The 23,459-nt window shown below is 68.5% G+C and carries 27 protein-coding genes; 16 read left to right on the top strand and 11 right to left on the bottom strand.

Annotated features, from left to right (window positions below):
* Positions 1 to 179 precede the first annotated feature (179 nt).
* Positions 180 to 1,109 carry a hypothetical protein gene (locus AU185_RS02420; RefSeq protein ID WP_059100703.1) on the top strand — a complete coding sequence of 310 codons (930 nt, stop codon included), beginning with the start codon at positions 180 to 182 and terminating at the stop codon, positions 1,107 to 1,109.
* Positions 1,110 to 1,239: 130 nt separating this feature from the next.
* Complete coding sequence (locus AU185_RS02415) at positions 1,240 to 2,862, top strand: N-acetylmuramoyl-L-alanine amidase (protein WP_059100702.1); 1,623 nt, start codon at positions 1,240 to 1,242, stop codon at positions 2,860 to 2,862.
* Between the two features lie 8 nt (positions 2,863 to 2,870).
* Here the strand turns inward: AU185_RS02415 and AU185_RS02410 are convergent, their stop codons facing one another.
* Genes AU185_RS02410 through AU185_RS02400 form a run of 3 tightly spaced genes read right to left on the bottom strand, consistent with a single transcriptional unit; the run spans position 2,871 to position 5,273 of the window.
* On the bottom strand, positions 2,871 to 3,686 hold the full coding sequence (locus AU185_RS02410) for a Cof-type HAD-IIB family hydrolase (RefSeq protein ID WP_059100701.1): 816 nt from the start codon (positions 3,684 to 3,686) through the stop codon (positions 2,871 to 2,873).
* A gap of 31 nt (positions 3,687 to 3,717) precedes the next feature.
* The gene (locus AU185_RS02405) at positions 3,718 to 4,491 is read right to left on the bottom strand and encodes a lysophospholipid acyltransferase family protein (protein WP_059100700.1); all 774 of its coding nucleotides are present in this window, start codon (positions 4,489 to 4,491) and stop codon (positions 3,718 to 3,720) included.
* Positions 4,492 to 4,496: 5 nt separating this feature from the next.
* Positions 4,497 to 5,273: a lysophospholipid acyltransferase family protein gene (locus AU185_RS02400; protein WP_059100699.1), complete on the bottom strand. Its 777-nt coding sequence runs from the start codon at positions 5,271 to 5,273 to the stop codon at positions 4,497 to 4,499.
* An 18-nt stretch (positions 5,274 to 5,291) separates the two neighbouring features.
* Between AU185_RS02400 and AU185_RS02395 the strand changes: the two genes are divergently transcribed.
* From AU185_RS02395 to AU185_RS02385, 3 genes are read left to right on the top strand one after another with little or no spacing between them, the layout of a single operon-like run.
* Positions 5,292 to 6,002: an aminoglycoside 3'-phosphotransferase gene (locus AU185_RS02395; RefSeq protein WP_059100698.1), complete on the top strand. Its 711-nt coding sequence runs from the start codon at positions 5,292 to 5,294 to the stop codon at positions 6,000 to 6,002.
* Between the two features lie 38 nt (positions 6,003 to 6,040).
* Entirely contained in the window at positions 6,041 to 7,591 is a 1,551-nt protein-coding gene (locus AU185_RS02390; protein ID WP_059100697.1) for an MBL fold metallo-hydrolase, read from the top strand.
* A 7-nt stretch (positions 7,592 to 7,598) separates the two neighbouring features.
* Positions 7,599 to 7,934, top strand: coding sequence for a hypothetical protein (locus tag AU185_RS02385; RefSeq protein WP_059100696.1), 336 nt, complete (start codon positions 7,599 to 7,601; stop codon positions 7,932 to 7,934).
* Positions 7,935 to 7,959: 25 nt separating this feature from the next.
* On the opposite strand, the gene serS is transcribed toward AU185_RS02385, so the two are convergent.
* Positions 7,960 to 9,219: a serine--tRNA ligase gene (serS, locus tag AU185_RS02380; protein WP_059100695.1), complete on the bottom strand. Its 1,260-nt coding sequence runs from the start codon at positions 9,217 to 9,219 to the stop codon at positions 7,960 to 7,962.
* Positions 9,220 to 9,312: 93 nt separating this feature from the next.
* Between serS and AU185_RS02375 the strand changes: the two genes are divergently transcribed.
* From AU185_RS02375 to AU185_RS02365, 3 genes are all read left to right on the top strand, one after another.
* Positions 9,313 to 10,788 (top strand): septum formation family protein, encoded by a 1,476-nt coding sequence (locus AU185_RS02375; protein ID WP_059100694.1) that lies wholly within the window; start codon positions 9,313 to 9,315, stop codon positions 10,786 to 10,788.
* A 4-nt stretch (positions 10,789 to 10,792) separates the two neighbouring features.
* The gene (locus AU185_RS02370) at positions 10,793 to 11,143 is read left to right on the top strand and encodes a metallopeptidase family protein (protein ID WP_059100693.1); all 351 of its coding nucleotides are present in this window, start codon (positions 10,793 to 10,795) and stop codon (positions 11,141 to 11,143) included.
* 87 nt (positions 11,144 to 11,230) lie between these two features.
* Entirely contained in the window at positions 11,231 to 11,422 is a 192-nt protein-coding gene (locus AU185_RS02365; RefSeq protein ID WP_059100692.1) for a hypothetical protein, read from the top strand.
* Here AU185_RS02365 and AU185_RS02360 read toward each other — a convergent pair.
* Together AU185_RS02360 and pheA are read right to left on the bottom strand one after the other, a co-directional pair.
* The gene (locus AU185_RS02360; protein WP_059100691.1) at positions 11,402 to 12,088 is read right to left on the bottom strand and encodes a histidine phosphatase family protein; all 687 of its coding nucleotides are present in this window, start codon (positions 12,086 to 12,088) and stop codon (positions 11,402 to 11,404) included. The two genes, AU185_RS02365 and AU185_RS02360, sit on opposite strands and share 21 nt — an antisense overlap.
* Positions 12,085 to 13,011, bottom strand: a complete 927-nt coding sequence (gene pheA, locus AU185_RS02355) for a prephenate dehydratase (protein ID WP_059100690.1) — start codon at positions 13,009 to 13,011, stop codon at positions 12,085 to 12,087. Before pheA ends, AU185_RS02360 begins: the two co-directional genes overlap by 4 nt.
* A gap of 108 nt (positions 13,012 to 13,119) precedes the next feature.
* On the opposite strand from pheA, the gene AU185_RS02350 reads away from it, so the two are divergent.
* The 3 genes from AU185_RS02350 to AU185_RS02335 are packed head-to-tail and all read left to right on the top strand — an operon-like array spanning position 13,120 to position 16,000.
* The gene (locus AU185_RS02350) at positions 13,120 to 13,908 is read left to right on the top strand and encodes a DUF2470 domain-containing protein (RefSeq protein ID WP_059100689.1); all 789 of its coding nucleotides are present in this window, start codon (positions 13,120 to 13,122) and stop codon (positions 13,906 to 13,908) included.
* A gap of 19 nt (positions 13,909 to 13,927) precedes the next feature.
* Positions 13,928 to 14,695: a CPBP family intramembrane glutamic endopeptidase gene (locus tag AU185_RS02345; protein ID WP_059100688.1), complete on the top strand. Its 768-nt coding sequence runs from the start codon at positions 13,928 to 13,930 to the stop codon at positions 14,693 to 14,695.
* Between the two features lie 30 nt (positions 14,696 to 14,725).
* Positions 14,726 to 16,000: an LCP family protein gene (locus tag AU185_RS02335; RefSeq protein ID WP_082683697.1), complete on the top strand. Its 1,275-nt coding sequence runs from the start codon at positions 14,726 to 14,728 to the stop codon at positions 15,998 to 16,000.
* An 18-nt stretch (positions 16,001 to 16,018) separates the two neighbouring features.
* On the opposite strand, the gene AU185_RS02330 is transcribed toward AU185_RS02335, so the two are convergent.
* Positions 16,019 to 16,870 (bottom strand): glycerophosphodiester phosphodiesterase, encoded by an 852-nt coding sequence (locus tag AU185_RS02330; RefSeq protein ID WP_059100686.1) that lies wholly within the window; start codon positions 16,868 to 16,870, stop codon positions 16,019 to 16,021.
* 5 nt (positions 16,871 to 16,875) lie between these two features.
* Positions 16,876 to 17,874 carry a DUF4328 domain-containing protein gene (locus tag AU185_RS02325; protein WP_059100685.1) on the bottom strand — a complete coding sequence of 333 codons (999 nt, stop codon included), beginning with the start codon at positions 17,872 to 17,874 and terminating at the stop codon, positions 16,876 to 16,878.
* Between the two features lie 439 nt (positions 17,875 to 18,313).
* Here AU185_RS02325 and AU185_RS24995 point away from each other — a divergent pair, with 439 nt between their 5' ends.
* Entirely contained in the window at positions 18,314 to 18,469 is a 156-nt protein-coding gene (locus AU185_RS24995; RefSeq protein WP_156425361.1) for a hypothetical protein, read from the top strand.
* 78 nt (positions 18,470 to 18,547) lie between these two features.
* On the opposite strand, the gene sodN is transcribed toward AU185_RS24995, so the two are convergent.
* A complete protein-coding gene (gene sodN, locus AU185_RS02320; protein ID WP_059100684.1) occupies positions 18,548 to 18,970 on the bottom strand; it encodes a superoxide dismutase, Ni in 423 nt (140 codons plus the stop codon).
* 86 nt (positions 18,971 to 19,056) lie between these two features.
* Here sodN and AU185_RS02315 point away from each other — a divergent pair, with 86 nt between their 5' ends.
* The 4 genes from AU185_RS02315 to AU185_RS02300 all read left to right on the top strand — a co-directional run bounded on the left by AU185_RS02315 (position 19,057) and on the right by AU185_RS02300 (position 21,662).
* The gene (locus AU185_RS02315) at positions 19,057 to 19,335 is read left to right on the top strand and encodes a S24/S26 family peptidase (RefSeq protein ID WP_231740382.1); all 279 of its coding nucleotides are present in this window, start codon (positions 19,057 to 19,059) and stop codon (positions 19,333 to 19,335) included.
* A gap of 82 nt (positions 19,336 to 19,417) precedes the next feature.
* The gene (locus AU185_RS02310; RefSeq protein ID WP_059100683.1) at positions 19,418 to 19,951 is read left to right on the top strand and encodes a hypothetical protein; all 534 of its coding nucleotides are present in this window, start codon (positions 19,418 to 19,420) and stop codon (positions 19,949 to 19,951) included.
* Between the two features lie 263 nt (positions 19,952 to 20,214).
* On the top strand, positions 20,215 to 20,904 hold the full coding sequence (locus tag AU185_RS02305) for a TMEM165/GDT1 family protein (RefSeq protein ID WP_059100682.1): 690 nt from the start codon (positions 20,215 to 20,217) through the stop codon (positions 20,902 to 20,904).
* A 362-nt stretch (positions 20,905 to 21,266) separates the two neighbouring features.
* Entirely contained in the window at positions 21,267 to 21,662 is a 396-nt protein-coding gene (locus AU185_RS02300) for a helix-turn-helix domain-containing protein (protein WP_059100681.1), read from the top strand.
* A 51-nt stretch (positions 21,663 to 21,713) separates the two neighbouring features.
* On the opposite strand, the gene AU185_RS02295 is transcribed toward AU185_RS02300, so the two are convergent.
* A complete protein-coding gene (locus AU185_RS02295) occupies positions 21,714 to 22,877 on the bottom strand; it encodes a hypothetical protein (protein ID WP_059100680.1) in 1,164 nt (387 codons plus the stop codon).
* Positions 22,874 to 23,365 (bottom strand): hypothetical protein, encoded by a 492-nt coding sequence (locus AU185_RS02290; protein ID WP_059100679.1) that lies wholly within the window; start codon positions 23,363 to 23,365, stop codon positions 22,874 to 22,876. The genes AU185_RS02295 and AU185_RS02290 overlap by 4 nt, the downstream gene beginning before the upstream one ends.
* Positions 23,366 to 23,459: the final 94 nt, after the last annotated feature.

The raw sequence follows: 23,459 nt of genomic DNA, 5'->3' as shown, positions 1-23,459 counted from the left end.
AAGATTGCGATCGGCTCACGATTCCATATCGTCACTTTCGTCCCACCAGTCACACCAGTACCGTCGTTCACGTCGGCATCCCGTGCCGGCAGCGCACGACCTGGGTGGTTCACCTGAATCGCCTAGCGCGACCCAGCAGACCGCCTAACAGATGTAGCCCATGTATTGAGGAGACTTCCGTGCCGAACCGACGTCGACGCAGGCTGTCGACAGCCACGAGCGCAGTGCTGGCCTTGGCAGTCGCGAGTCCCGCCGCAGTAGTCGCCGTGACCGAGTTGTCGGAGAGCACCGAGCCGGCGTCCCAGCACCGCGAGTTCGTGCAGGCAGCGATGATCACCGATCTGCCCAACGAGTTGATGTCCGCCCTGTCTCAGGGCCTCTCGCAGTTCGGCATCAATCTGCCTCCGATGCCGACCGGAATGTTGACAGGCACAGGGGCGAGCGCGCCGACCACGCTCACCTCCCCGGGGCTGACGACGCCCGGTCTCACCTCGCCGGGGCTGACGACGCCGGGTCTCACCACGCCGGAGCTGACGTCTCCGAGCCTGACCGCGCCCGGGCTCACCACACCCGAGCTGACGACTCCGGGACTGACCGCCCCGAGCGCCACGGTCCCGCCGGCCACCGCCACCGGCCCGTCCCTCACCGACCCGGCCTTGACCAATCCGGCGCTGACCAGCCCCTCGCTGACCAGCCCCGGGCTGACCAGCCCGACCGGAGACACCGGCAGCCTGACGACTCCGGGCCTGTCCACGCCGCCAGCGCTGACCGACCCGGCACTGGGCACCACGCCGATCTCGTCGACCACGGGCCTGCCGGCCCCTGGTGAGGTGCCCATTGCGGCGCCCATCGGGCTGGATCCGGCCGCCGGCACGTACCCGATCCTCGGCGACCCGTCGCTGGCGACGATGCCCGCGGCGACCAGCGGAGGCAGTGGCGGGATCGTCGGCGAGCTGTCGAGCATGGCCGAACAACTCGGCGCGGGACAGGCGATCGACCTGCTCAAAGGCATGGTGATGCCGGCGATCATGTCGGCGGTGAAACCGCCGGGCGCCCCGGCCGCCGTGCCCGCACCGCCGGTACCCGCGCCGCCCGCACCCGGCGCCTGAGACCTGCCACCAGACGGCACCGCAGAAGCCGGCGGCTCTGCGGTGCCGGTGCAGGTCGCCGTTGATTTTGGTGCGGCTCCGGGCCGTGTCGTACCACAAGCAACAACTGACACATACGTAACATCGGTCCGTGCCGACTCGCCGTCCCACGCCGTCGCTGATCTTCACCGCCCTGGCGGCGACGGTCGTGATGCTGCCGATGGCGCTCTACGGCCTACCGGGTGACGGACCGGACCGGGCGACGGCCCCGGAGGCGCCCCGGCTCGCGCAGCAACCGCTGACCGGCCTCGCGGGCGGAGAGACGATCCGCGAGATCCATCAGGACACGCCGTTCTCATTGGTCGCGCTGACCGCAGACGACTTCGCCGGCACCACCGCCCGGGTGCGGGCCAAGAAGGCCGACGGAACGTGGGGGCCGTGGTACGAGGCCGAGCCCCTCGAGGGCGTCGGCCCGGACGCCCCCGCTGCCGGCCCGGTCGGCACCGAGCCGGTGTTCGTCGGGCGCACCACCACCGTGCAGATCGCCGTGACCCGGCCGCCCGATGCGGCCACGACCCCGGAGCCGGCGCCCGCGCAGGGGCCCGGCCTCGGTTACCTGCCGGCCAGCGTGGAGCAGTCCATCGGGCAGAACCTGAACGCCGTGTTGATCAGCCCGCCGCAGGCGCCGCCGGTCGACACGCTGCCGCCGCCGTCGGCGGTCAACGCGCCGGGCGTGCCGCCGAACATCATCAACCGATCGCAGTGGGGCGCCGACGAATCGATGCGGTGCGGAGAGCCGCGCTACGACTTGGGAATTCGAGCCGGAATCGTGCACCACACGGCCGGGAGCAACGAATACGCGCCCCAGGATTCCGCGGGCATCGTCCGATCGGTCTACGAGTACCACACCAGAACGCTGGGCTGGTGCGACATCGCATACAACGCGCTGGTCGACAAGTACGGACAGGTCTTCGAGGGGCGCGCGGGCGGCATCACCAAACCGGTCGAGGGCGCGCACACCGGCGGCTTCAACCGCGACACCTGGGGTGTGGCGATGATGGGCAACTTCGAGGTGGTCCCGCCGACACCGATCCAGTTGCGCACCACCGCTCGATTGCTCGGGTGGCGACTCGGACTGGATCACGTCGATCCGCGCGGCACTGTGGTGCTGGCCTCCTCGGGTGGGTCGTTTTCGGCGTTCCCGACGGGTGCGACACCGAAGCTGCCCGCGATCTTCACCCACCGCGACGTCGGCGCCACGGAGTGCCCCGGCAATGCGGCGTATGCCCTGATGGACCACATCCGCGACATCGCCGCCCGGTTCAACCACCCGCCCGGCCCCGACGACCTGTCCGAATCACTGCGTGGGGGCGCCATTTTCGCGCGGTGGGAGGCGATGGGTGCAATGAAGAGCCCACTGGGCAGACCGACGTCCTTGGAAGCCGCCGGCGAGGGCGGCGCCCGCTACGTCACGTTCGAACACGGCGCGGTGTACTGGTCACCACAGAGCGGCGCCCAACCGGTCACCGGCGAAATCTACAAAGCCTGGGGCGCACTGGGTTTCGAGCGTGGCGCGCTCGGATTGCCGACGAGCGCGGAAATCCAAGAGCCGCAATGGATTGTGCAGAACTTCCAGCACGGCACACTGAACCTCGACCGCGAGAACGGCACCGTCACACGGGTGTTCGACGGCATCCCGGTGGAGCTACCGCAGCCGACGGCCGACACGGCGCCCGTGCAGCTCGAACGGTTCACACCGCCGATCAGCAGTTGATTGCGCCGCTACATCCACCACCGCTCGAGCACCCGCGCGACACCGTCGTCGTTGTTGGTCGAGGTGATCTCGTCGGCTGCGGCCAACGCGTCCGGATGAGCATGTCCCATGGCGACACCCAGCCCGGCCCATTGCAGCATCGGCACGTCGTTGGGCATATCGCCGAACGTCACGATCTCCCCGGCGGTGATGCCGAGCGGGCGGGCCAGCTCCTCCACGCCGGTGGCCTTGCTGATGCCGACCGGCATGATCTCGACCAGGCCGTTGTTGGTGGAGTAGGTGATGTCGCCCTGTGGCCCAACGTGTTTGGCGAGCTCGGCGGCCATGTCGGCGCTGCGTGCGCCCGCCTTGCGGATGAGTAGCTTGACCGCGGGTGCGCTGAGCAGATCCTCGAGGGACACCTCGGTGTTGTCCGGATTGAGCCACGCGTGTTCGTAGCCGGGTGAGCTGACGAACTGCGGGGTGGCGGCGTCATGGGCGCTGCGGCCCACCCGCTCGACGGCCAGGCCCGCGCCCGGGATCGCCCGTGTCGCGATGTCGGCGAGTTCGCCGAGCACGTCGGTGGTCAATGTGCGGGCGGACACGATCCGGTCGGTGGCCGGGTCGTAGATCACCGCACCGTTGGCGCACACCGCCATCGGCGCGAAGCCCAGCTCGTCGACGACGGGCTGCACCCACCGCGGCGGGCGCCCGGTGGCCAGCACGAACCTCGTACCCGCCGCGACCGCGGCGCTGACCGCCGCTCGGGTGCGCGGGGAGACCTTCTCGTCGTCGTCCAGCAACGTGCCATCGACGTCGGACGCAATCAGCAATGGCAAAGTCATCGCGGCGATCCGCCTTCGCTCCTCACCGGTGTCACCGGCGACTCTTGGCTTCCCGCTCTGCGCGCTTGCGGGCCCGCTCGGCCAGTTCCGCCTCGTCGAGCGCTTTGGCCTCGTCGAGTGTCGGTGCGCCGCCGCCGAGCCGGCGCGGCACCCAGAACGCGCCCTCCGGGAGTGGATAGTCGCGCTGCGCCTCGTGCAGCAGCTCGGTCATCGCCGTGCGCAGGTTCTGCAACGTCCGCTCCATCGTCTCGTCGGCCCGCACGGGTTTACCCACCTCGACGGTGATCGGAATCTTGCCGCCGCCCCGCCGACCCCAAAGGCGCCGCGGATGGTCCTTGGTCCAGAGCCGTTGGGCGCCCCACACGATGAGCGGAACGATCGGCACATCGGCCTCCCGCGCCATGCGGGCCGCACCGGTCTTGAAGTCCTTGAGCTCGAAGCTGCGACTGATCGTGGCCTCCGGATAGACGCCGACGAGTTCGCCCGCCCGCAGCCGCTCCACGGCGACGGCGTAGGAGCCGGCCCCGGCAGTGCGATCCACCGGGATCGTGCCCGTGCGGCTGATGAGGTAGTTGACGACCTTCACCTGCTGCATCTCTTCTTTGATCATGAAACGCAGCCGCCGCTTGCGGTAATGCGCTGCCAGCGCGGCCGGCAACCAGTCGACATAGCTGGTGTGGTTGATCGCGATCACCGCACCGCCGCTGGCGGGGATGTTGTCCAGACCGTGGTAGCTGATTTGGATCCCGTTGATCCTGACCGCCGCCTTGACCAGTACCTCGAGCGTGTAGAAGACGGGCTCCATGTCGGTTACCCCGGTGCTCCGCTGGCGTCGGGACGCTGCGCGCGCCTGGCGGCCTTCTCGAGCGCCTCCTCGGCGTCCATCCGGTTGGCCTCGGCCAGCGTCGGGGCTCCCCCGCCCAGCCGGTGCGGCACCCAGAACTCGCCGGGCGGGTGCGGACCGTAGGCGTCCTGCACCCGCTCCAACAAGTGCTGCATCCGCGAGTGCAGCAGCGCGGTCAGCTCGGCTGCGGGCAGCGTCGGCTCGATCGGTTCACCGACCGCGACCGAGATCGGCACCTTGGGCCGCCACATCTTCTTCGGATGGCCCTTGGTCCAGATGCGCTGCGCACCCCAGACGACATGCGGAACGATCGGCACGTCGGCGGCGATCGCCATGCGGGCGGCACCGGACTTGAACGCCTTGATCTCGAAGCTGCGGCTGATGGTGGCCTCGGGGTAGACGCCGACCCACTCACCCTCCTTGAGTTTGCGGCAGGCCTCGTCGAAGGACCCCGCGCCGCTGTCGCGGTCCACCTCGATGTGGCGCAGGCTGCGCATGAGCGGTCCGGTGATCTTGTGGTCGAAGACCTCTTTCTTGGCCATGAAGCGGACCTTGCGGCCCTGCCCCTGCCGGTAGGCGGGCAACCCCGCGAATGTGAAGTCGAAGTAGCTGGTGTGGTTGATCGCGATCACCGCGCCGCCGGTGGCCGGCAGGTTCTCCACGCCGGTGACCGTGAACTTCAGCCCCTGCACGCGCCACAGCAGCCGCGCCAGCTGGATGACGGTGCCGTATACCGGTTCCACATCAGGCAGCCTAGTCGCGTGACCCGACCCGGCGAACCCGTGCCAGTTCCCGCCCTCGTCGCCTCGATCTCGGCGGACCGCCCGGTGCGTGCCGTCTGGATCAACGAGCTCGGGGGCGTCACTTTCGAGATCGACGGCGGCGCGGAGTTCGTCAAGGTGTACCCCGACGCCTACGCGCACCTATTGGCCGCAGAGGTGCCGCGGTTGCGCTGGGCGGGGCGCTACACGCCGGTACCCGAAGTGTTGGCGTCCGGGCCGGGCTGGCTGCACACCGCGCGCCTGACGGGTCGCTCCGCAGTGGATCCCCGCTGGGCCGACGAACCTGAAACCGCCGCCCGCGCAATCGGGCAAGGGCTGCGGCGCTTGCACGACGCGCTGCCGGTCGGGGACTGCCCGTTCGGCAGGCCGTCCTGGGTGCCGGTCGACGCGCCACCGGCCGACCGGCTCGTGGTGTGCCACGGCGACGCCTGCTCCCCGAACACTCTGATGGCCGACGACGGCGCGTTCAGCGGGCACGTCGACCTCGGCGACCTCGGAGTCGCCGACCGCTGGGCCGACCTGGCCATCGCGACGATGTCGCTGGACTGGAACTTCCCCACCGAGGGCCCCGGCGGTTTCCAGGAACTACTGCTCGAGGCGTACGGCGTCGCGGCCGACGACGAGCGCATCGGCTACTACAGGCGCGCGTGGGACGCCTACGACGACGATCAGGACCTGCCGGCGGGCTAGACTCTTCGCGAGCGCCACATCCCACAGAAAGGGTATTTGTGCAGGTCACGAGCGTCGGGCACGCGGGTTTTCGCATCGATACCCAGGCCGGAAGCATCTTGTGCGACCCCTGGGTCAACCCCGCCTACTTCGCGTCGTGGTTCCCGTTCCCCGACAACAGCGCGTTGGACTGGGACGCGCTCGGCGACTGCGACTACCTGTACGTCTCACACCTGCACCGCGACCACTTCGATCCGCGGCTACTGCGCAGACACGTCAACAAGGACGCGGTCGTGTTGCTGCCGGACTATCCGGTGCCCGATCTGCGACGCGAACTCGAAAAGCTCGGCTTCCACCGGTTCTTCGAGACGACGGATTCGGTCACGCACACCGTCACCGGCCCGCGCGGCGATCTCAAGGTGATGATCATCGCGCTGCGTGCCCCGGCCGACGGTCCGATCGGTGACTCCGGACTCGTGGTATCGGATGGCGTGACCACCGCTTTCAATATGAACGACGCGCGGCCCGTCGACCTCGACGTGGTGCACGCCGACTTCGGCCACGTCGACGTGCACATGCTGCAGTACTCCGGCGCCATCTGGTACCCGATGGTCTACGACATGCCCGCCCGCGCCAAGGAGGCGTTCGGCATCCAGAAGCGGCAGCGCCAGATGGACCGGTGCCGCCAGTACATCGCGCAGGTCGGCGCCACCTGGGTCGTCCCGTCGGCGGGCCCGCCGTGCTTCCTCGATCCGGACCTGCGCCAGCTGAACGACGACCATGGCGATCCGGCCAACATCTTTCCCGACCAGGCGGTGTTCCTGGATCAGCTGCGCGCGCACGGCCATCAGGGTGGCCTGCTGATGATCCCGGGGTCGACGGCGACTTTCACCGGCTCGCAACTGGATTCGCTGACCCATCCGCTGCCCGACGACCAGGTGCAGGCGATCTTCACGACCGGCAAGGCCGACTACATCGCCGACTACGCCGAGCGGATGGCGCCGGTGCTGGCCGCGGAGAAGGCTAATTGGGCGCCCGCGGCGGGCGAGCCGCTGCTGGAACCGCTGCGCACGGTCTTCGAGCCGATCATGATCCAGACCGATCAGATCTGCGACGGTATCGGCTACCCGGTGGAGTTGCGGCTGGGTCCCGAGACGGTGATCCTCGATTTCCCGAAACGGGTTGTGCGCGAACCGATTCCCGACGAGAAGTTTCGCTACGGCTTCGCGATTGCGCCGGAGCTGGTGCGCACCGTGCTGCGGGACAACGAACCCGACTGGGTCAACACCATCTTCCTGTCGACCCGGTTTCGGGCCTGGCGGGTCGGCGGCTACAACGAGTACCTGTACACATTCTTCAAGTGCCTGACCGACGAGCGGATCGCTTACGCCGACGGGTGGTTCGCCGAGGCCCATGACGACTCGTCCACGATCACGCTGGACGGCTGGGAGATTCAACGACGGTGCCCGCACTTGAAGGCAGACCTGTCGAAATTCGGTGTGGTCGAGGGGTCGACACTGACCTGCAACCTGCACGGCTGGCAGTGGAACCTGCAGAACGGCCGCTGCCTGACCACCAAGGGTCACGAGTTGAGGTGCACCCGGAAATGACACGGAAATGACGGCCCCGCAACAGTTTTACGACGATGGGATGATCCAGCTCGACCGTGAGGCGATCACGCTGCGCCGCTATCACTTTCCGTCGGGCACCTCGAAGATCATTCCGCTGCGGTCGATCCGCGGATACAAGGCCGAGCCGCTGGGCATGTTCACCCAGCGGTTCCGCATCTGGGGCAGCTCGGACCTGCGGCGCTGGCTGCCGCTCGACGTGTGGCGACCGATCAAGTCGACTTTGGTGACGCTCGACGTTCCGGGCGCGCGACCCAAACCCGCGTTCACGCCCCAGCGGCCCACCGAGTTCCTCGCGAGCCTCGACAAACTGCTGAACGGCTAGGCGCGAACGACGCCACAAGCGACGCTCACTTGGCCGGCGTCAGCAGTTCGGTTCCGACGAAGGGCACCAACGCTTCTGGGACGCGGACGCTGCCGTCGGGCTGCTGATGGTTCTCCAGAATCGCCACCAGCCACCGCGTCGTCGCGAACGTACCGTTGAGCGTGGCCGCCGTCTGCGGCCGTCCGTTCTCGTCGCGGTACCGCACCGCCAACCGGCGCGCCTGGAACGTCGTGCAATTCGACGTCGAGGTCAGCTCGCGGTAGGTGCGCTGCGTGGGAAACCAAGCCTCGCAATCGAATTTGCGTGCCGCCGACGATCCGAGGTCACCCGCGGCGATGTCGACGATGCGGTAGGGCACCTCGATCTTGGCCAGCATCTCGCGCTGCCAGCCCAGCAGCCGGTCGTGTTCGGCCTCGGCGTCCTCGGGCTTGCAGTAGACGAATCCCTCGACCTTGTCGAACTGGTGCACCCGGATGATGCCGCGGGTGTCCTTGCCGTGGCTGCCCGCCTCCCGGCGGAAGCACGACGACCAGCCCGCGTACCGCAACGGTCCGCGGGACAGGTCGAGGATCTCGTCGGCGTGGTATCCCGCCAGCGGCACCTCGGAGGTCCCCACGAGGTAGAGGTCGTCGGCCTCGATGCGGTACACCTCCTCGCTGTGGGCGCCGAGAAAGCCGGTGCCCGCCATGATCTCCGGGCGCACCAGCACCGGGGGGATCATTAACGTGAAGCCGTTCTCGGTGGCCAGCCTGACCGCCAGCTGCAGCAGGCCCAGCTGCAACAGCGCACCGGCGCCGGTGAGGAAGTAGAACCGTGATCCGGCCACCTTGGCGCCGCGTTCGAGGTCGATCAGCCCCAGCGCCTCGCCGAGCTCGACGTGATCCTTGGGTTCGTCGATGCGCGGGGGCTCGCCGACGGTCTCGAGCACCACGGAGTCGTCCTCGCCGCCGACCGGCACTCCGTCGATGATCACGTTCGACAACGCCATGTGCGCCGCAGTGAACGCCCGCTCGGCCTCGGCTTGATCGGCCTCGGCGGCCTTGACCTTCTCGGCGAGCTGCTTGGCCTGCTCGAGCAGAGCGGGCCGCTCCTCGGGTGACGCCTTGCCGACCTTCTTGCTCGCGGCCTTCTGTTCGGCGCGCAGATTGTCGGCCGCCGACACCGCGGCCCGGCGGGCGACATCGGACTGCAGCAGCGCGTCGACGAGATTCGGATCTTCGCCGCGGGCGCGTTGCGAGGCACGGACCGCATCCGGGTTTTCGCGCAGCAACTTGAGGTCGATCACGGCCGCAACCCTACTGGTCGACGGGTCGAGCCAGCACAACCGCATAACTTTACAACTGCAACAGTTGTCACAGCCCCTGACACGCCTGTCACAATGGAGCAGATGTTGGAGGCACCAGGTCGTCCGGGCGACGCGCAAGAGCGCGCCGATCTGCAGCAAGACGACACCGAACCGTCGCAGCGAGCGGCGTGGTGGCAGAGTTTGCACGCCACGTCGACGCGTCGCGCCCTGTTGCTGACGGCTCTCGGCGGGCTGCTCATCGCCGGCTTCATCACCGCCCTGCCGCAGAGCGAGGGTGCCAATGGCCTGACCGCCAGCACGATCTCCCTCGGCCCGCGCGGCAATGCGACGTTCGAACACGCCAAGGCCGGCGACTGCCTCAACTGGCCCGACCGCACGCCCGACGCCGCCGAGATCGTCGACTGCAACAAGGAGCACCGATTCGAGGTCGCCGAGTCGGTCGACATGCGGACCTTCCCGGGCAGCGAGTACGGGCCGGACGCGGCGCCGCCGTCGAGCGCGCGCATCCAGCAGATCAGCCAGGAGCAGTGCTCGACGGCCGTGAAGCGTTACCTGGGTCCGCGCTTCGATCCGAACAGCCGCTTCACGGTGAGCATGCTGTGGTCGGGCGACAAGGCCTGGCGCCAGTCCGGTGAGCGACGCATGCTGTGCGGCCTGCAGTTGCCAGGCCCCAACAATCAGCAGTTGCCGTTCACGGGCAAGGTCGCCGAGATCGACCAGTCCAAGGTGTGGCCCGCAGGGACCTGCCTGGGCATCGACCCGACCACCAACCAGCCCACCGACATTCCCGTCGACTGCGCCGCCCCGCATGCGATGGAGGTCACCGGCGCGGTGAACCTCGCCGAGAAGTTTCCCGGCGGCCTGCCGCCGGAGCCCGAACAGGACGCCTTCATCAAGGACGCGTGCACCCGGATGACGGACGCCTATCTGGCTCCGATCGAGCTGCGCAGCACCACGCTGACACTGATCTACAGCACCATCTCGCTGCCGAGTTGGTCAGCGGGCAGCCGTCAGGTGTCGTGCAGCATCGGTGCGACCCTCGGAAACGGGGGCTGGTCGACTCTGCTCAACAGCGCCAAGGGTCCGCTGCTGATCAACGGTCAGCCGCCGGTCCCGCCGCCCGACATTCCCGAGGAGCGGCTGAACTTCCCGCCGATCCCGATCCCCGACGACGACTCGGGCAGCACCTCGCAGGTCACCAGCGACCAGTCCTCCGACAGCAGCAGCAGCGGCAGCAGCAGTGACAGCGGCAGCAGCGACCAGTCGACCCACGGGCCGGCCCAGGTGACGGACGCTCCCGAGCCCTCGGGCGACCAGGGGCACGCGCCGGGCAACACGTTCAACGGCGGGCCGCCACCGCCGGGAGCGGCGCCGCCTCCGGGTGCGCCGGTTCCCCCGCCGCCTCCGCCGGGCGCCCCGCTGCCTCCGCCGCCGCCCGCGGCCGCTCCTCCGCCGCCGGCGCCTGCACCTGCGCCCGCGCCGGCCCCCGCACCGCCACCGCCACCGCCACCGGCGCCTGCGCCTGCACCTCCGCCGCCGGGACCGTAGCCACGTGACCGTGCGGATGGACCCGCAACGGTTCGACGAACTGGTCTCCGAGGCGCTCGACCTGATACCGCCGAAGCTCGCCGACGCGCTCGACAACGTCGTCGTGCTGGTCGAGGCCCGCAATGACGAGGAACCCGACCTGCTGGGTCTCTACCAGGGCGTCGCGCTGACCGAACGCGATTCGTGGTACGCGGGCTCGTTGCCGGACACGATCACGATCTACCGCGACGCGTTGCTGCAGCACTGCGACACCGAGGACGAGGTCGTCGACGAGGTGGCAATCACCGTGATCCACGAGATTGCGCACCATTTCGGTATCGACGACGAGCGCCTGCACGAACTCGGTTGGGGATAACGGGATAACACCGCGAGACCGCGAAGACCGCCGAAAGACACCGCGCGGCAACCACGGTTTGTCCCCCGCTGGTGCTATCAAGGGGCCATGACCGAGTGCCGAGACTGCATGGCCGGCCTCGAGCACTGCCATGGCACCGTCATCCATCACGTGTCACGCCGGGCGGAGTGCACCGAACCGGGCTGCGTGACCCCGGAGGTGGTGCACACGTTCGTGATCGACTGCGAGGCGATCGGCTGCGTGTGCGCCGTCTCGCTGTCAGCCCATCGGGTCGGCTGACTGCAGCGCGTCCTCGACCGGGTGTACGTCGGGCTCCGGGTAGAACGGCGGCGTCATCGACCCCCACCGCACGCAACTCCACCGGCCGTCGGTGATCGGGGCGAGCACGACGGCCTCGGTGTTGCCGAGGTGATGGTCGAGCACGAAGCTGCGCTCGACGCCCGCCAACACCGACGACACCAGCCGGATCGCCGCGCCGTGGCTGACCACCACGATGTCGCCGTGCCAGGCGTCGTCGTCGAGGTGCCGCATCCGCAGCTGCGTGATGGCCGGCACGTACCGGTCCAGCACGTCGTTACCGGTCTCGCCGTTGGGCATCGGCGCGTCGAGGTTGCCTTCGTGCCACTGCTGGTAGACGGTCTCGAACGTGGCGATCGCCTCGTCGTCGTTGCGGTCCTCCAGGTCACCCACCTGCACCTCGTGGATGCCCTCGAGTTCCATCGGCGGTACCCGCAGTGCTCCCGCGATCTCCTCGGCGGTCTGGCGGGCCCGGTGCGCCACCGAATGCGCAAGGATCGCCGGTGGCAGCGGCAGGCCATTTGCGTAGGAGCGCGCCTGGTTGCGACCGAGATCGGTCAGCTCGGCCCCGGGCGGCCTGGTGTCGAGACGACGCTGCACGTTCGCCAGTGACTGGCCATGGCGCACCAGCACCAGGCGCCCAGTCACGGCTTTCCCTCCTTCAGCCGCGCCAGCCAGCGAGAGGCCTCGTCCAGCGCGGGCGGCGCCGCCCCTGCGGCGGCTCCGGTCGGCCAGGAACCCAGGAATCGCACATCCGAACAACGACGGTGCAGCGCCTTGAGTGCCTCGGCGACCGCATCGTCGTCGATGTGGCCGACGCAGTCCAGGAAGAACATGTAGGTACCCAAACCCGTTCGGGTGGGCCGTGATTCGATTCGCGTCAGGTCGATGTCGCGGACCGCGAACTCCGTCAGCGCCGACACCAGCGCGCCGGGCACGTTGGCCAGTCGCAGTACCACCGAGGTGCGGTCGGCGCCCGTGCGGTCCGGCGGCGGAGCGGGTGGTCCGACCAGCACGAACCTGGTGCGTGCATTGGGTTCGTCGACGATGTCGGACGCCAGCGCCGTCAGGCCGTAACGTTCCGCGGCCAGCGCGGTGCTCACCCCCGCGTCGGCGCGGCCCTCGGCCACGTCGTTGGCGGCCGCGGCGTTCGAGTTGGCCGGCACCAACTGCGCTGACGGCAGCTGCTCGGCCAGCCAGTTGCGCACCTGGGCGGCCGCGACGGGAAAGGCGGCGACCGTGGTCACATCGCCTGCCCGCGTACCGTCGCGCACCACGATCGTGAACGACACGTCGAGCGTCAGTTCGGCGAAAATCTGCACGGGCGTACCAGTGGCCAGGCCGTCCAGCGTCGGTAGCACCGATCCCTCGATCGAGTTCTCGATCGGCACGCAGGCGTAGTCCGCGTCTCCGCTGCGGACCACGGCCAGTGCGCCGGTGGTGCTGTCGGTCGGGACTGCGGTCACCTCGTCGGCACCCGGCCCGCCGGGCAGCATGCCCTCGGCGGACATCGTGAGAAGCGCCACCTCGGTGAAGGTCCCCTGAGGTCCCAGATAAGCGATGCGCGGCACGGCTCAACACTATCGGGTCGCTGCGGTAATGCCGTTCCGCTGCACGAAAGCCTTGCGGGATCCGCTAGAACCTAGTTAAGTTAGGCTCACCTTATCTGAGGAGGCGGGATGACGACAACGACCACGGCACCGACGACGGCCGAGCGGATCCGCAGCGCGTGCGTCCGGGCCGGCGGCGCGATGCTCGCGGTCGAAGGTATCGAGCCCACCGAGACCCCGGTCCACCATCTGCTCGACGACGGCTCGTTCGCGATCACCGTCCCGCTCGACAGCCCGGTGGCGGCCAAGGCCGTTTCCGCCGGCACCGCCGGGGTGCAGGCGGTGCTGGAGATGACCGACTACGCGCCGCTGCCGCTGCGCGAGCCAGTGCGGTCCCTGGTGTGGATCCGCGGGCGCCTGCACGACGTGCCGGCAGGCGAGGTGCCGACCCTGCTCGATCTGGTCGCCTCCGAGGATCCCAACCCGGCCCTGCTGCAGGTGAACTCCGGACCGTCCGACGGCGATCGCGGCTATGCACTTCTACGCCTCGAGATCGACTCGGTGGTCGTGGCGGACTCCACCGGCGCCGAATCGGTCGGGGTGAGCACACTGCTCGACGCCCGGCCGGATCCGTTCTGCGCAATGGAGTCGTGCTGGCTGCAGCACATGGAGTCGGCACACCGCGACGTGGTCGAGCGGCTGGCCAGTCGGCTGCCGATGTCGTTGCGCCGCGGCCGCGTTCGGCCACTGGGACTGGACCGCTACGGCGTGCGGCTCCGGGTGGAAACCGACGACGGTGATCACGACGTGCGGCTGCCGTTCACCAAGCCGGTGGACGACGTCACCGGGCTCAGCCAGGCGATCCGCGTGCTGATGGGCTGCCCGTTCCTCAACGGGCTGCGCGCACGCAAGCTGTGACGCCACTACCGTAGCTGCGGTGACCGGCGCCCCCGACGAGCTGAGCAACCCCGAGCGCCGGGCGCTTCGCATCGAAGTCGCCGTCGTACTGGCGGTGACGTTCGGCCTGTCCGCCTACAGCGCACTGCTGAACTTGACCGAGTCGGTCCTGCTCGGCCTCTCCGGCCAGGTCGTGGCACTCAATCCGCGCCGCTCCCCATTCGACCTGATCGACCTCGGCCTCAACCTCGTCTGGGTCTTTCAACTGTCGGCGTGGGGCGGGCTGGCCGTTTATCTGTTGTGGCGCAGCGGGTTCGTCCTCGAGTCGATCGGACTGGGTCGACCGCGGTGGCGACCGGACCTACTCGGCGGGCTGGGTTTGGCCGCGCTCATCGGGGTGCCCGGCCTCGCGTTGTATCAGATCGCCCGCATCCTCGGCATGAACGCCGACGTCGAACCCGCCGAACTCTACGACACCTGGTGGCGGATCCCCGTCCTGTTGTTGACGTCGCTCGCGAACGGCTGGGCCGAGGAGGTGGTGGTTGTCGGCTTCCTGGTCACCCGGCTGCGTCAACTGCGGGTGAGCCCGGCGACCGCCGTCATCGTCTCCAGCGTGCTGCGCGGCCTGTACCACCTCTATCAGGGCTTCGGGGCGGGCCTGGGGAACATGGCGATGGGCCTGGTGTTCGGCTATGTCTATCTGCGCACCGGTCGGCTCTGGCCGCTGATCATCGCCCATGCGCTGATCGACGCCGTGGCGTTCGTGGGCTACACGCTGGCCGCCGGCCACCTGGGCTGGTTGCGGTGAACACGGCGGAATGCGACGTAGATTCGTCAGATGACCGACAACCGGCAGCCGCCCCGCGGGTTCGAGCCCCCGCCGCGGGCACGCCGGGAGCCGTCACAGGTCATCCGCCGGGACCCCGCCTACCGGCCGCCGCCTCCATGGCCGCCGAACCCGGCCCCGCCACCGCCGCGGATGCCAGCACCGCGCACGGCGCCACCACGGCGACAGCCGCCACCACCGCGACAGCCGCCACCACCGCCGCGCGCCCGGCCGCCGGCTGCCCGTAAACCGGCACCGCCGCGGCAGCCGCCGCCACCTCCGCGACCGCCGGCGCCGACGAAACCGAAACCGCGACGGCGCAAACGTCATTGGGGACGCCTCGTCGTTGCGGTTCTGCTGGTGTTCGTGGTGGCCCTGCTGGTCTTCGTGGTGGCCGGCGGGCTATGGCTCGACTCGTCGCTTCGGCGCATCCCCGCGCTGACCGACTACCCCGACCGCCCCGCGTCGGCGTCGGGTACGACGTGGCTGCTCGTCGGATCCGACAGCCGCCAGAACCTGACCCCCGAACAGCAAGCGCAGCTGGCCACCGGCGGCGACCTCGGCGACGGTCGCACCGACACGATCCTGCTGGTGCACATTCCCGGCATCGGATCGGGGACGCGCACAACGATGGTCTCGATTCCGCGCGACTCCTACGTGTCGATCCCCGGCTACGGCAGCGACAAGATCAACGCCGCGTTCACGGTCGGTGGCGCCCCGCTGCTCGCCCAGACCGTCGAGCAGGCCACCGGGCTGCGGATGGACCACTACGCCGAGATCGGGTTCGACGGGTTCGCCACGATGGTCGACGCCGTCGGTGGGGTCACCATGTGTCCGACCGAGCCCATCAGCGACCCGCTGGCCGGCATCGACCTGCCCGCCGGATGCCAGAAACTCGACGGCCGCAGTGCGCTGGGATTCGTTCGCACCAGGGCCACGCCGCGCGCCGACCTGGATCGCATGCTTCATCAACGCGAGTTCATGTCCGCGCTGCTGCACCGCGCCGCGAGCCCCGCAGTGCTGCTCAACCCGCTGCGCTGGTACCCCATGGCCCGCGCCGCCACGGGCGCCGTCGCGGTCAACGAGGACGACCACATCTGGGACCTCGCGCGGCTCGCGTGGTCACTGCGCGGCGATGTGCTGACGACCACGGTGCCGATCGGGGAGTTCTCCGCCGGCGACTCGGGCTCGGCCGTGCTGTGGGACGAGGAGGTCGCGGGCCGGTTGTTCGAGGCGCTGCGAACCGACGCACCGGTGCCGCAGGACGTCCTCGACGCCCAGCCGTGAACCGGAACTGACCGCGGTCTAGTCCCGGCCGGCCCCGGCCAGCCCGTTCTGCAGCCAGTCCTTGGTACGACCCGGGTGGTTGGTCGCGACCCACGCCACGCCGAGCTCGCGGCAGTACTGCACGTCCTCGAAATGGTCGACCGTCCAGCAGTACAGCGCGCGGCCCTGCGCGGCCGCCCGGTCCACCAACTCGGGATGTTCGCGAAGGGTCGCGATCGAGGGCCCCACCGCGGTGGCGCCCACGGTGGTGGCTGCGCTGCCGCCCAGATACCGCGACGTCTCGCCGAGCAACACCGTCGGAAGCATCGGTGCCGCCCGCCGGATCCGCCAGACCGCGGCCGCCGAGAACGACATCACGACCGCGCGCGACAGATCCGCCGACGCGGGAGAGGCGATCCCGAACCGGTGCAGCAGCGCCAGCACCTTGCTCTCCACCAGCGCGCCGAAACGGACCGGGTGCTTGGTCTCGATGAACAGCTTGACCGGCCGGTTGCAATCCAGCACCAGCGAAACCAGCTCGTCGAGCGTCAGCAAGCCCGTATCCGCGTGCGTACCGTCGCCGTGATGGCTGGGATGCCATGCGCCGTAATCGAATTCACGCAACTGCGCGAGCGTCATGTCGCTGACGAGCCCGGTCCCGTTCGACGTCCGGTCGACCTTGCGGTCGTGCACACACACCAAGTGGCCGTCGCGGGTCAGCCGCACGTCACACTCGACGCCGTCGGCACCCTCCTGCAATGCCAACTCGTACGCCGCGAGCGTGTGCTCCGGACGGTCGGCCGAAGCGCCGCGGTGCGCCACGACGAACGGATGCCCGCCGAGCGTCGGCCCGGGCGTCGCTTCGTCGGCGGCCTTGGCGTCGCCAGTCATGCGACCTATGCTGCCGGGTTCTGCCCGTGGGACTCAACCGGAACGTCACTTTCCACCCGCGGCTGATCCTCCGGCAGGACCACCCAGCGCTTGGTCGGCCGCTCGACCGGTTGCCGCTCGAAACCGAGGACGACCTTCGCGGCGAGTAGCAGGGCCGCCAGTGCCAGCAGGTAAGCCACCGTCGTGGTCATGGTGTTGTCGGCGATTCCCTGCGCATCCTGGGTGAAGCTTGTCGCGATCGACCAGATCGACACCACGTAGCTGGCCAGCCACACCAGCCACCAGGCCACGATCGGTCGACGCAGCCAGCTCAGCCGCTCCTCGACTCCGGCCAACTCGAGGACGAACACCGGCGCCCAGAACAGGTTGACGAAGGGAAGCAGGCACCCGGCCTGCAGGTGCCACCCCGGCCGGGGGTCTGTCGTCCCCCGGTGGGCGTACGCGGCGGCCCGCCGCGCCACGAGCCAATTGGTCAGCACGATGAGGCTGGCGACCACCATGAACATGGCGATGACGCTCGCCGCGACGCCGAGCCACGTCGCACCCGCGGCGATCCACGGATGCAACAGCACTGAGCGATTGACAATCAGCAGCACGTAGCGCAACAGGTGGAGCAGCGCCGCGGCGCCCAGGGCCGCCATCGTCGCCAGCAGGGTGCCACGGAGCATCGCGGCCGACGGTCCTGTGCGCGGCGCCTCCTGCTGATGGTCGACCAGCTCGACCTGATCCAGCAGACCCCACCGCGGGATCGTCGCGTAGCGCGGCGTCGGGCCGAGTGCCAGCCTCCGGCGCCGAGGCGCGGGCGGTGCGCCCGGGCGTACCGCGATCCAGCGATAGCCGGGTGGCCGGGACGGCGGGGCGGCGGGCGTCGTCGTGGTGTTGAAGGAGGCGCCCGGTCCGGGGCTGGAGGGCGGAAGCAGGGGCCCGTTGCAGCGTGGGCACCAGACCCTGCGCCGGTCGCGCACGTTCCACCGGGTTCCGCATTGGGAACACACCTGAATCATGTCGCTCCTTGCCTGGCACTCACCACCCGACAGCGTAGCGACGACCCGCCCGACCTCCGCGCCGATCCCGGTGGGACGCAGGCCGTCGGGGAGTCACAGCAATTCCGGCCTATCCACAGATTCCACAGGTTCATCCACAGGCAGGCGACGCCACGAACCAGGCGTGAGCCGCTGAATCTGGGTTTCCTGCACCGATTGCAGTGGATAGACGTCCCCGGGTCTGATGCCCTCATCAACAGGCCGCCCTGCGACGAGCGAAATGCCTAGTCAACCTAATGGCGCGACAGGGCGCGGTCGCCTCCCATCCGACCGGGCCATGTCAGCGGGCCCGCCGATTTTTCCGTCGGGACAACAGGCGTTATGATCGGCGTCACAGTTCCACGTTGTGACGGATCTCACTGGGGGAGAGGCGCCAGAACATGCAGGTCAGGAGGGGTTGATGACGTCTTCGATGGGTTCGGGTTCGGCAATGCCGCCTTCGGAATGGCCGTCGTCGGCACATGACTACACCCGCACTCAGTGGATGGCGTTTCTGCGGGCCAGCGTGATCGCGCTGGTGCTGTTGGGGGTGCTGGCCGTCATCGTGTTGTTCTGACGGGACGCCGCTCGACGAACACGAAAAGAGCCGCCGGTCAGTGACTCGGCGGCTCTTTGACGTACGGAATCGGGTTGCTCAGGCGGGCGGGTAGACGCCCATCTGCTTGCCCTTGTCGGTCTGCCAGAAGATGTCGGCGATCTCATCGATCGTCTTGAGCAGCTTCTCGGCGACGGAGGCGTCGAGTGACTTCTTGACCTCGCCGGCGCCGTGCACACCGTCCCAGAACAACTGATGCAGGTTGGGGAATTGCTCGAAGTGGTCCTTCGCGAAGAAGTCGGCCCACAGCACCATCAAGTGATGCTTGACCTCTTCGGCGCGCTCTTCCTTGATGATGATGCACCGCTGGCGGAAGTGCTCGTCGTCGGAGTCGTGATACTTCTGGATCGTTTTCAAGCAGGAAAGCGCGTCGATCTTGGCCTGCGCGGGGTCGTAGACGCCGCAGTACAGATCGCAATGGGCATGGGCGGGGGTGGCGTTGGTGAACATTCGATGCAGCATGTGTCCTAACTTACCCTTTGGGGGTGCGCCGCAACCAGACACCGCGACGCTGGCCGCTGCGGCTGTTCCGCGTCGTCGATGACTCGATGCGCCCGACGCTCGGTCCCGGCGACGGACTTCTGGCCATGCGCTGCCAGAGCATTCGTCGCGGACAGCTACGGGTCTTCCAGGATCCGCGGCGTTCGACGCGGTGGCTCGTGAAGCGGGTCGGCGACATCTACGGCGCTGGACGCGACGCGATCTTCGAAGCCCGCTCGGACAATCCCCGTGCCCCCGGCGCCGCCGACTCCCATGAGTTCGGCTGGATTTCGGCGGCCGCGTCCTACCGGGTGGTGTGGACCGCGCGCGCCGATTCCAGCCGTTAGCAGTCGTGTCCCCTTGCGTGCCAGCCGACTCTGCCGCATCCTGAGCGCATCGGCGTGCGAACACCGATGGCGCGGAGGCGATATGGAGAGAGGATCCGGCCGGGCGATCGAGGTCGCCCCGTTCCATTCACGCGGTTCACTCAAGGGGTTCGTGATCTCGGGCCGCTGGCCGGACTCCACCAAAGAGTGGGCCCAGTTGTTGATGGTCGCGGTGCGGGTGGCGTCGCTTCCCGGGTTACTGTCCACCACAACGATATTCGGTGCGCGCGAGGAGTTGCCCGACGAGCCCGAACCCAACACCGTCGGCCTGGTCGTCGCCGAGGGCACCGTCGTCGGCGAATCAGCGGTACCGCCAGGGCATTTCGCCGAGCACCAACCACCGGCGCTGTTGATGCTGCACCCGCCGTCGGAGACCACTCCCTCCCTGCCGGAGTGCACCGGAGCGGCGTCCGGTTGTGTGCTGCTGCCCGGCCTTCCCCACCTCGGTCTCGAACATCGGGCGGCCTGGGTCGAGGCCGAAGCGGACGGCACCGTGACGTCCATGGTGAGCAGAGTCGGCGTCGACCCGATCAGCCATCCCGACACCGCGATCCTCGCGATGCTCCTTGCGGCATAAGGTGTTTCGAAGCATTTGATTCGGGCAACTGAACGACGGATTCGGATACCCGAAACCTCGGCGGACGGTGGCGCGCCGGCTCGACTGCAGCTATGGTCGGTGAAGTAAGCGAAGGGGAGTAGCCCCCAATCGTCGTGTCGACATACTGGCGCAAGCCCGGCCGGCGAACCGCACCTCGAGAAGGCGTGGTGGGCGAGACCTTCGACCGAAGCCGATGGGCGTGAGAAGCGATCCGTCGGCGACGCGTCGAAAGGGTCGTCCGAATGCTCACCGCAATCCTGGTCAGTCTCGCAGTCATTTTCGTCGCCGAACTCGGCGACAAGTCGCAGCTGATCACCATGACCTACGCACTGCGCCACCGTTGGTGGGTGGTGCTCTCGGGCGTCGGCATCGCCGCGATGCTGGTGCACGGCCTGTCAGTGGCGATCGGACATTTCCTGGGATTGACCCTTCCCGAGCGCCCGATCGCGTTCGTCGCTTCCATCGCATTCCTGCTGTTCGCGCTGTGGACGTGGCGAGAACGCAGCGACGACGGCGAAGAGGTGCGGATCGCCGAGCCGCGCTTCGTCGTGCCTGCGATCGTCTCCTCATTCGTGCTCGCCGAACTCGGCGACAAGACAATGCTCGCCACGGTCGCCCTGGCCAGCGACCACCACTGGGCCGGCGTCTGGATAGGCGCGACGGCCGGCATGGTGCTGGCCGACGGAGCGGCGATCGCCGCCGGCAGGTTGATGCACAAGCGGTTGCCCGAACGCTTCCTGCACGGCCTGGCCAGCGTGCTGTTCCTGCTGTTCGGTCTGTGGCTGCTGTTCGACAGCGCCCTCGGTCTGCGGTGGGTCGCCGCCACGGTCGTCAGCTCGGTCACCGTTGTGGCCGTCGTGATGTGGGTGGTGCGCAGCCGCGCCGCGCGCGCGGATACGAACACGCTCGAACCGTCGTCGCGGCGGTCCTGACGGCAACCACTCTCGGATCCTTCCGCGACGCCGAGTTCGACAATCGGCAAACTCGGAATTCTGCTTCGTCACTCAAGATCAGCGTTGCCGAGGGCGCACAGCGACTATTCGGTCGCGGCGGTGAGCACTCCGTCGGCAAAGCTAGCTCGACCCTACCGTCAATATTTGCTTCGCCGCACCGTGAGGTAGCGGCGCCGGCGCGCTCTGAGCACGTCCGAGCGGCCACCGAAGGGGGCGCCGACGGAATGGGCGGGTTAACTTTTCCTTGGTTTGCACTTGGTTGACACCACTACACTCGCTACGATGATCAGCAAATACGCCGCTAATACACCGCTCGTTTATTCCATGTGGAGGTCATATCGATGAGCACGACGTTTGCCGCTCGCCTGAACCGGCTGTTCGACACGGTCTACCCGCCGGGACGCGGCCCACATACCTCCGCTGAGGTGATCGCGGCGCTCAAGGCCGAGGGCGTCACCATGTCTGCGCCATACCTCTCTCAGCTGCGCTCGGGCAACCGCACCAACCCCTCGGCGGCCACGATGGCCGCTCTTGCCAACTTCTTCCGGATCAAGCCGGCCTACTTCACCGACGACGAGTACTACGAGAAGCTGGACAAGGAGCTGACCTGGCTCGCGAGCATGCGCGACGAGGGTGTTCGGCGTATTGCCGCACGCACTGTCGGGCTGTCGCCGGAGGCCCAGCAAGACATCGTCCAGAAGGTCGATGAGCTGCGCCGCCGCGAGCATCTCGATTAGCCCGACCGGGCGGTGAGCGCCGAAGCCGGCGAATCCGTCAAGCGGAAACAGCTACGCCGGCCGAGTCACCGCGCCACCGCGGCGGGTGAGCGCGCGGTACTGCTCGGCGATCTCGAGGATCCACTCGCGGTCTGAATAATCGCTGGGTTGGCGCAGCCAGCCGAGGCCCGGAAAGCCCGCCTGCTCGACCTCCGATGCGGCTTCTCTGCCGGCGTATATCCACTCCGCGATCGCTTGGGCCTGCTCCTTCGGCGACACCGACGGCGACTCGAGTTCGGCCTCCTGCGAGTCGGCGTCGTCGCCGGAGGGCGCGCCGGCCGAATCGACTCGCAGCTTGCGCGTGTAGTCGGCCGCGGTGGCTTCCAGGAACAGCGCGTCAGAAATCAGCGACATCCGCTCCGCCACCCGGAACACGAGCGGTCCGCGGGGCCGCACGCCGATACCGATGTCGGGATGGCGGCGCCCGAGTTCGGTGAGGATCGGCTGGATCACCCGCAGCTCGCGCCGGGCGCCGAACCAGTCCTCGACGCTGGGCAGCAGCGCCCCCGCGGCGACGACCAACATCGCACAGCCCAACAGCGTCGCCGCTGCTCCCACGCCCACCGGTCCGCCCCTGCCGGCCGCGCGCAGGAGGAAGAAGCCGGCGGCCGCCACGATCAGCACGATGCCGATCGTGAACACGAACAACGCCCGACCCCGCCGCGTGCGGTTCGAGTGGCGAAGGCCGGCCCATGCCACCAGCGACAGCGCCAGCAGCACGTAGAGCAGCGGCAGCAGCCACGGCAGCGGGTAGCCACCGTTGTCCAGGTTGCGCCGCAGGTACTCCTGCGGCGACATCTCGGGTTGACGGCCGGCGGCGAAGAAGCTCACCAGGCTCACCACCGCGATCACCGCGGCCACGCTGTACTGAGCGATCGCGACCTTACGGATCGTTGCGGGTCTACGTGCCGAGGAGACGGTCGTGATCATCACGCAGCTGCCCGCCGCGCAAGCGACAAGGGCCACCTGGGATAGCCCCATGGAGATGTTGGGCCACCGCAGCAAGGTGTCGATCAGCAGCGTCAGCGGCTGCCAGTTGAGGGCGGCGATCACGCCGAGACTGCCCAACGCGAGGATCATCGCGGTGCTCACCAGGCTCTGCTTGTTGACCAGCGCCCAGCCGATGCGTAGGCCGGTGGCCAGTCCGAGCAGACCGGCGATCACCCAGATGATCAACCAAACGCCTCTCCGAGCCGGACCTGGACGATGGACGAGCGGTCCGACGGCAGCCGGCCCAGCCGGTACAGCAGCAGCGCTGCGAAGTCCTCGGCCTCCTGTTCGGCCTCCTCACCGGCGGGCCCCATACATCCGGTCCGCTGGTTCAGCATGTAGCCGATCAGCTCGGAGCTGGCGATCTCCGTGGTCTCTCGCGCCGCCTGGGCGACCGGGATGCCGTCATGACCGAGTACCAGGTGTCCCAGTTCGTGAGCAAGCGTGCGGTCCCACGCCGGCAGCCCCTTCTGGATCAGGAAAACGTCACGGTCGGCGTACTGCCGCCACTGCCCACAAACGCCGGGCGGCAGGTCCGCCGTCTTGAGCTCGATGGGCCGATCGCGGTCCGCGCTGACGGCCTCGACGAGCCGGGGCAGCGATACTTCCCCCTGCCGCGGCGCCAGTTCGAGGACGGCACCGACCGCACGGGTGACACGGCGGCTGGCTGGCATGAGGCCCCCCTTTCGACCGCGGCCTGGCTCGGCCTGATGACAACCGGTCGACGACCCGTCGATTCTCGCACAAGTGCGACTGACCGTTGGCTGC

It is taken from the genome of Mycobacterium sp. GA-0227b, assembly GCF_001499855.1.
Lineage (GTDB): Bacteria > Actinomycetota > Actinomycetes > Mycobacteriales > Mycobacteriaceae > Mycobacterium.
The sequence above is the reverse complement of the archived record's forward strand: the minus strand, read 5'-3'. Positions and strand labels throughout refer to the sequence as shown.